The organism is Kribbella sp. NPDC043289 (assembly GCF_056436705.1).
In genome coordinates, this window is sequence record NZ_JBWKCB010000001.1 from 1,700,381 (window position 1) to 1,708,078 (window position 7,698).

Annotated in this window: 8 protein-coding genes; 2 read left to right on the top strand and 6 right to left on the bottom strand. The window is 70.7% G+C overall.

The window, feature by feature from the left end:
- Nucleotides 1-79: 79 nt before the first annotated feature.
- Nucleotides 80-976 (bottom strand): universal stress protein, encoded by an 897-nt coding sequence (locus tag AC0662_RS08060; RefSeq protein WP_452196574.1) that lies wholly within the window; start codon nt 974-976, stop codon nt 80-82.
- Between the two features lie 237 nt (nt 977-1,213).
- On the opposite strand from AC0662_RS08060, the gene AC0662_RS08065 reads away from it, so the two are divergent.
- Nucleotides 1,214-1,948: a sigma 54 modulation/S30EA ribosomal C-terminal domain-containing protein gene (locus AC0662_RS08065; RefSeq protein ID WP_478299294.1), complete on the top strand. Its 735-nt coding sequence runs from the start codon at nt 1,214-1,216 to the stop codon at nt 1,946-1,948.
- Here AC0662_RS08065 and AC0662_RS08070 read toward each other — a convergent pair whose 3' ends face one another.
- The 5 genes from AC0662_RS08070 to AC0662_RS08090 form a co-directional block, all read right to left on the bottom strand.
- Complete coding sequence (locus AC0662_RS08070) at nt 1,949-2,914, bottom strand: PEP/pyruvate-binding domain-containing protein (RefSeq protein ID WP_478299296.1); 966 nt, start codon at nt 2,912-2,914, stop codon at nt 1,949-1,951.
- Nucleotides 2,915-2,940: 26 nt separating this feature from the next.
- Nucleotides 2,941-3,948 (bottom strand): type I glyceraldehyde-3-phosphate dehydrogenase, encoded by a 1,008-nt coding sequence (gap, locus tag AC0662_RS08075; RefSeq protein WP_478299298.1) that lies wholly within the window; start codon nt 3,946-3,948, stop codon nt 2,941-2,943.
- An 11-nt stretch (nt 3,949-3,959) separates the two neighbouring features.
- Nucleotides 3,960-4,922, bottom strand: a complete 963-nt coding sequence (locus tag AC0662_RS08080; RefSeq protein WP_452196578.1) for a hypothetical protein — start codon at nt 4,920-4,922, stop codon at nt 3,960-3,962.
- A gap of 97 nt (nt 4,923-5,019) precedes the next feature.
- The gene (locus tag AC0662_RS08085) at nt 5,020-5,631 is read right to left on the bottom strand and encodes an Rv1733c family protein (protein WP_452196579.1); all 612 of its coding nucleotides are present in this window, start codon (nt 5,629-5,631) and stop codon (nt 5,020-5,022) included.
- Between the two features lie 19 nt (nt 5,632-5,650).
- Nucleotides 5,651-6,610, bottom strand: coding sequence for an Acg family FMN-binding oxidoreductase (locus tag AC0662_RS08090; RefSeq protein WP_478299300.1), 960 nt, complete (start codon nt 6,608-6,610; stop codon nt 5,651-5,653).
- Between the two features lie 131 nt (nt 6,611-6,741).
- On the opposite strand from AC0662_RS08090, the gene ppk2 reads away from it, so the two are divergent.
- Nucleotides 6,742-7,545 carry a polyphosphate kinase 2 gene (gene ppk2 / locus AC0662_RS08095; protein ID WP_452196581.1) on the top strand — a complete coding sequence of 268 codons (804 nt, stop codon included), beginning with the start codon at nt 6,742-6,744 and terminating at the stop codon, nt 7,543-7,545.
- Nucleotides 7,546-7,698: the final 153 nt, after the last annotated feature.

Genomic DNA, 7,698 nt, shown 5'->3' on the forward strand with positions numbered 1-7,698 from the left:
GCCGCCGAGGTCAGGGCAGTGCCGTCGGCCCTCGATCTGGCGGGACCTTCGTCCGCTCCGCAGGCCCCGCGGCCGGGTCTCAGCGGACGACCGCGACCGGGCACGCGGCGTGGTGCAGGACCGCGCGACTGACCGAGCCCAGGACGAGTCCCCGGCCCCGACCGCGGCCGCGGGAGCCGACGATCAGCAGGTCGGCGTTCTGGGACTCCTCGGCCAGGACCCTCGACGCGGTACCGCGGATCTGCTTCTCGGTGACCTTCACGTCCGGATGGGCGACCGCCTGCCCGGCGACGGACTCGGCCAGCACCGCGGCGCCGTCTTCGTCGACCACGGCGGGGTCGTGGGCGGGGAACAGGATGTCCCCGGCACCGGTGCTCTTCGGATCCTTCCAGGCCAGGACAGCCGTGACCGACGCACCGATGCGCTGCGCGAACTCGTACGCGAAGCCGATCGCCTGCTCGCTCCGCACCGATCCGTCCACCCCGACCACCACTCGTCCGGGCCGGTCCTGACGCGGTACCCAACCCGCCGGTACGACGACCACCGGGCAGGCGGCGTGGGTCGCGATATGTGCCATCACCGACCCTTCGGCGAGGTCACGCACCTCCCCCAGCCCCCGCGAACCGAGCACCAGCAGCGCCCCGCCGACGGCCTCCCGCAGCAGCACCGGCACCGGATCGCCGATCGGTACCTCGGCCTCGATCTCCACCCCGGGGAACTCGGCCCGGACGTCCCGGCAGGTTTTGTCGAGCAGCTGTTCGGCCTCCCGCCCCAACGCGTCGGTCCCGATCGCCAGCGCGGCACCCCCCGTGCTCCGTAGTACCGGCCACGACATCACGTGGATGATCCGCACACGCTGCCCGAAGTCCTGTGCCGCGCCGGCCGCCCAGCGCGCCGCAGCGTCACTGGCCGGCGACCCGTCGTACCCGACCAGCACCGGCCGGCCGTTCGACCATTCCGCGCCGAACTCGCCCACGGTCCCTCCCCTCGCCGTCACGTACCGACGATCCTCACCCGCGCGGAGTGATCGGCGGCAGGGACCAACGGCCCTGATTCAGGGCCCAACGGACCTGACCGTGCGGTGCCGTAGCTGCGAGCCTGAAATGGTCGTCCGGTCTCGGGCGCCGGTAGGAAACCGTCAGGGGGACGCATGAGGACAGACGGCCAAGTCACTTTGCCGTTCAGGCCAGTCACCACACTGCTCGTCAGCACGGTGGGAATCCTGCCCACCGACGCCGCTGCGGTGATGAACGAGCACCTCGCGCCGATCCTCGGTCCGTGGGCGTCGCAGAGCCGGGTCCGGCTCACGCGCCTGACCGAGCCCGGGCTGCGCCGGCCGCTGGTCGCGCAGGTCGACGTACAACTCGCTGGTGGACGGCGGGTACGGGCGCAGGTGGCGGCCGAGACGATGTCCGACGTGGTCAGTCTGCTCGCGATCCGCACCATCGAGCAGCTGCACCTGTTCCCCGGTGCGCTGGCCGAGTGCCTGCGCGAACGGGTCAGCACCCTGCTCCCGCCGTCGCCGCCGGAGCTGCTGCCGCCGGCGGTCCGCCGGGTCGCGCGGCACAAGATCTGCCGTCCGGAGGCGATGACGGCGGCCGAGGCGGTCCTGGCCCTGGAAGCCATGGATTACCGGTTCCACCTGTTCCGGGAGAAGTACAGCCACCAGGACAGCATCGTCGTCCACAGCGGTGGCGGTTACCGGATCGTCCAGGCACGACCGAACCCGATCGGCCTGCAAGTCCCTACACCGCCGATCGTGCTGAGCACCGCGGAGCACCGCAGCGTCGCGGTGGCCACCGCGCGGCTGGATCTCACCGGCGAACCGGTCGAGATCTTCACCGACAAGGCGACCGGTCGGCTGGCCGCGCTCTATGCCAGGTACGACGGCCACTACGGCCTGCTCGGCGCCCAGGCAGCGATCCGAAACACCCACGGGACCTGGTGATCAGCGGTACTGCGGCTCGAGGACGCCACGGCCGGGTGCCTGGATCTTCGCCGCGGGCGTGCGACCGGGACGGATCTCGACCACGTACAGATGGCCGGTCGGACCGTCCTTCGCCCACTCCAGCGTGCTCGGGCGACGGAAGTGCCGGTCCGCCAGGACCGACCACCGGGCAAGCTCCCGCAGTTCGTCGTCGGTGAGCACCAGGCCGGCCCGCTCCGCCGGCGTCGTGGGAACCGTGCGGGTCCCGTGCGGCTCGGCGGCCACGGTCTTGGTCAGCCTGGCACCGCGGTGTGCGACGATCAGTGGCCGTGCTCCGGAGTGCACCGAGTACAGGTCGCCGTCGACCACCGGCGGCTCGCCGAGGCCCCAGGCGGCCTGAACCCGCACGAACCTGTTCTCGGCGCGGGCGGTACCCGAACCCCCGAGATCGGACCGCACGAGATGCTGCACGGTCACCGGCATCGCGACCGTCAACTGGTCGGCCCCCTCGGCCTCCCGATTGCCGACGGCAACTGTGTCGTAGAGGGACGCGAAGCATCGCCGGCACGCGGCGATCACGTCCGCGCCGGTCTTCAGGTGCAGGAACACCTGGTGGTCGACGACGTCGGGTGACCGCACCGGGCTGCACCGCACGGCGACCTCGGTCCCCTCGCCGCCGAGCTCCTTGTAGGCGGTCAGAATCTCCTCGGCCACCGGTGCCGGCATCGGCGCGTCGCGGAACGCGGTACGGATGCGGGCCGCGGCCACCTCCAGATCGCGCCCGGTCCGGAACCTCCGGATCTGGTGGCCGATCACCGGGCCCAGCCGGCCCTCGCGGACGAACTCGCCGTACGCCGCGGCGGTCACCGCGAAGCCTTCCGGAACCCGAACGCCCTCGAGCGCCAGCTCGGCCAGCCGAGCGGCTTTGACACCGATCTGTTCCGGTTCCAGGGTGCCGTCGAGCCGCAAGACATACGCGTCGTTCATCGCTGCTCCCTTCACACCGAGCCTCTTCACAAGGAGGCCGCGACGAGCTCGGTCAGGTCGACCAGCCGGCTCGTGTAGCCCCACTCGTTGTCGTACCAACCGAAGACCTTGACCAGGTGGCCCTGGACCTGGGTGAGCTGGGCGTCGAAGATGCACGACGCCGGGTCACCGACGATGTCGCGGGACACGATCGCGTCTGTCGTGTAGCGCAGGATGCCCTTCAGCGGCCCGGCCGCGGCGTCGGCGAACGCCTGGTTCACCTGCGCGACCGAGACCGGCGCCGACAGCTCGACCGACAGATCGGTCAGCGAACCGTCCTCCACCGGCACCCGGACCGCGACGCCGTCGATCTTCCCGGCGAGCTCCGGAATCACCAGCCCGACCGCACGGGCGGCGCCGGTGCTCGTCGGAATCAGGTTGGCCGCTCCGGCACGTCCGCGCCGCAGGTCCTTGTGCGGGCCGTCGAGCAGCACCTGGTCGTTGGTGTAGCTGTGGATCGTGGTCATCAGTCCACGCTCGATCCCGAACGCCTGGTGCAGCACCGACACCATCGGCGCGACGCAGTTCGTCGTACACGAAGCGTTCGAGATCACGTGGTGGGCGGCCGGGTCGTAGTCGTCGTCGTTGACGCCGAGGACGACGGTCGCGTCGACATCCTTGCCCGGCACCGACAGGATCACCTTGCGGGCACCGGCGCTCAGGTGCGCGCCGGCGGCCTCCCGGGTGCGGAACTTGCCGGTCGACTCGATCACGATGTCGGCCCCCACAGCCGCCCAGTCGAGCTGGGCGGGATCACGCTCGGCGGTCGCGCGCAGGGTGCGGCCGCCGACCGTGATGGTGTCGTCCGAGTGTCCGACCTCTTCCTTCAGAGGCCCGTACGTCGAGTCGTAGCGGAGCAGGTGCGCGAGTGTCGCCGGTGGTGCGACGTCGTTGATCGCAACCACGTCGATCCCGGTCGAAGGCCGCTCGAGTACGCATCGCAGGTAGTCCCGCCCGATGCGCCCGAACCCGTTGATCCCTACCCGCACACTCATTGGTTGCCCCCTCAGACGGTTCTTCCCTCACTTCCATTCGATGGCGGACCCGGTGGCCCCTGCAGGGGCGAAGGTCCCGGCTTCGGTTGCCGGACGACCGCCAGCACCACAAGCGCCACGCCGATCACGAACGCCACGCCCGCGCTCACCAGCACGACGATCCACAACCACTCCAGCACCGGTGCGTTCGATCCCGCGTCGGCCCGGACGCTGACGCCGCGGCTGCCGTCCGCAGCCATCACCACGAGCGTCCAGTCGCCTTGCTCGAACGGCCAGGAGATCGACTGCTGCCCTGGTCCCGAGGCCTGGGAGCGCCAGATCCGCAACGCCGCCGGCGGTACGACGGGCGCCCTGCCGGCGTGCTCGGTGTACGTCGCGTGGTTCGGTCCGATATCCGTCACGGTCGAGTGCGCGACGCCGGACAGATAGCGCTGTACGTCGCTCGTGTTGGCGAGCCCGACGAACACCGGCGTACCGTCCGTGCTCTGCACGCGGATCCGGGCGTCGCCGAACCACCGGTGCGGGATACTCGCGGCGCCGGCGTCGATCGCGAGACTCTCACTGGTCAACGCATAGCCGGCCGTCGTCAGCGTGACCTGGTCCGAGGTGATGTACCCCGCGCTATCGCGCCGCCCTTCGTCGAGCCAGGCCAGCGCTCCCCCGACCGCCAACCCGACCACTGACGCCAGCGTCACGAGGATGCCGATCACCAGAGCGACAATCCGTCCCGCGGACATCCGCGGCCGGCCCCCCGACGGTGGTGGCCCGGGCGGTTGCGGCCCCGGCGGCGGTACTCGCGGCGGTTGGGTGCCCGGAGGCTCGGTCTCTCGCACCGGACCGCCCGCCTGCGGTTCATGCAGCTTCGCCGCGCGCGGATCGTCCGTACTCATGTCCAGTTTCACCGGCCACCACCACCGGTTCAGCCGTTCGCCCAGTGCCCCATAGGCGCGGACCGGATACGTCGTCGTACTCATCACACCCCTCCTGTCGTCAGACGTCCGTTCAGGCCAGGCTCGGACGATTGGACCTTCGGCTGCAGAGCCGAAGGTCCCGAGAGGAAGCTGAGTACGGCTACTTCTGGCCGCGCAGCCACCGAGCGGAGATGGTGCGCCACTCGGTGTCCCAGTCGCGCAGCCGGCGACGATCCAGCGGGATCCGCGCGAGCCGGAACCCACCCCACAGCAGCATCCACGAACCGAGCACGACGAAGGTCCCGACAGTGCCGCCGAGCGCGGCGCTGTCGGCCGGCGAGCGCGGCGTGGTGACGATCAGCCCCGAGGTGTCGAGCCAGACCATCACGTCGGAGTTGGCCTTGGTCCCCATCACGACCGTGGTCAGTCCTTCGTGTTCGGTTCCGCGGGCGTCGACGTACGCGACCGGGACCAGCGACAGTACGCCGCCGGGGATGCCGGACGACACGGGCTCGGTGCCCTCCAAGGTCCGTGCACGGACCTCGTAGAGCCTCGCGCGCTCCTGCGCCGCCGAGGCGTCGAGGGAGTTCCGGACGCTGGTCCCGATCGCCGCTCCGATCGGCACCATCAGCAGCGCAGCGATCAGGGCGCACCACAGCAGCAGCGATTCGATCCGATCGGGCCGGCGGCGTAGCGTGGACGGTCCGAAACCGAGCCGGCGCGCCTGCATGAGCACCCACAGCTCCCCCGTGCGCTGCTTCCCGCCGCTCATGTGCCCTCCCCGTAACCTGTCACTCGCCGATCAGGACGTCCCCGATCGCGCGGCGCGGCGTCGCCGGCACGGCCGAGCCGTAGCCGAACCGGATCACCGCCTGCGGCCGCTGCCACGGACCCAGCGGGTCGTTGATCTGCAGCCGCAGTTCCTCGTGCTCGATCGCCTGGTTCAGCAGCGAGGTCGCCACCCCGCGGGCGGTCGCCTCCAACAGCACGTGTTCCAGCGCCTGACCGGCGCGCAGCCACTCGATCGGACCGTCGTACCGGGTGGCGAGCACGGCCAGCTGCGGCTCCCGCTCGAAGGTTGCCACCGGTCGCTCGGCATCCCCCTCGGTCGCCGCCAGTTCGCGCTTCAGCGGGTCGCCGCCGGCGATCCGCGAACCCAGCGCGCTCGACGGCACGCCGTCGGTCTCCCGGTCGCCACCGACCCACTGCCGGCGCTCGGCCGTCCGCGCGGTGTCCTCGTCGTCGGCCGTTATCGCCTCGTTCGTTGCTATCCGCAACCACCAGCGCCGGCTCGGCTTGTCCAGCCACTGCAGGACGGCGCCCTCCACCCGCGCGCACAGGTCGAGCTCCACCCGGATCTGGGCCGGCAGCCGGGTCTCGCTGAACGGCTCGCGGTTCGTCCGGCGCTCCGTCAGGTACGGCGCCAGCCTCGCCATCGACTCCACCGGCGGACCATCGAGCTCCACGACCGCGACCAGGTCCGGCCGCTGCTGGTCCATCAGGTGCCGCACCTCCGAGCCCATCCCCCGCGCCGCGGCCGCGACCCGCAGGTTGAGGATCGCCGCACCCAGGGAAACGAACAGCATCCGGTGCGACGGGTCCTCGGCCGGAAGCTCACGCCGTCGGTCCCGGTACACCTCGACCGTCCGGCCCACGAACCGGAACCGCCACGGCTGCGTGTTGTGCATCGACGGTGCCGCCACCGCCGCCCGCAGCAAGGCGTCCCGTTCGGCCGCGGTCACCTCGTTCATCTCGCTCCTTCGGGCAGGTCGGATGCTGCTCTGCTCCGAGCCAACGCCATGCCGGCCGGTCGTCGTAGGGCCGAAAGGCCCGACCCGGCGTGACTGCTGGGATCCGGGCCGCGGATGCGAGATCGTGCAGCATGACCCACACGAAACGATTGCCGAAGAAGCGGTACGAGAAGGAGCTGCTCCGGCTGCAGGCCGAGCTGGTGAAGCTCCAGGAGTGGGTGCGGGTCGAGCGCGCCCGGGTCGTGGTGGTCTTCGAGGGCCGGGACGCGGCCGGCAAGGGCAGCACGATCAAACGCGTCACGGAGTACCTGAACCCACGGGTCGCGCGGATCGCGGCGCTGCCGGCCCCGACCGAGCGGCAGCGGTCGCAGTGGTATTTCCAGCGGTACGTCGAACACCTGCCGGCCGCTGGGGAGATCGTGCTGTTCGACCGCAGCTGGTACAACCGGGCCGGTGTCGAGCACGTGATGGGGTTCTGCACGAACCAGGAGTACGCGCGGTTCCTGCACCAGTCCCCGATCCTCGAGCGGCTGCTCGTCGAGGACGGCATCCTGCTGCGCAAGTACTGGTTCTCGGTCAGTGACAGCGAGCAGGAGAACCGCTTCCGCAGCCGGCTCGACGACCCGATGCGGCGCTGGAAACTGTCGCCGATGGACCTGGAGTCGATCACCCGCTGGGAGAACTACTCGCGGGCCAAGGACGAGATGTTCGTCCACACCGACATCCCCGAGGCACCGTGGTACGTCGTGGAGAGCGAGGACAAACGCTCCGCGCGGATCAACATGATCGCGCACCTGCTGTCGACGATCCCGTACCACGAGGTCCAGCGACTGCCGCTCGAACTGCCGGCCCGCCCGCCGTCGAAGGGGTACGAGCGCCCGCCCCGCGACATGCAGACCCAGGTCCCCGACCACGCGGCCCGGCTGCGCAGCTGACACCCGGCGGCTCAGACTGGAGCGGTTGAGACTGGAACGGTTGAGACTGGGGCGGCTGAGACTGGGGCGGCTGAGACTGGGGCGGCTGAGACTGGGGCGGCTGAGACTGGGGCGGCTGAGACTGGGGCGGCTGAGACTGGGGCGGCTGAGAAC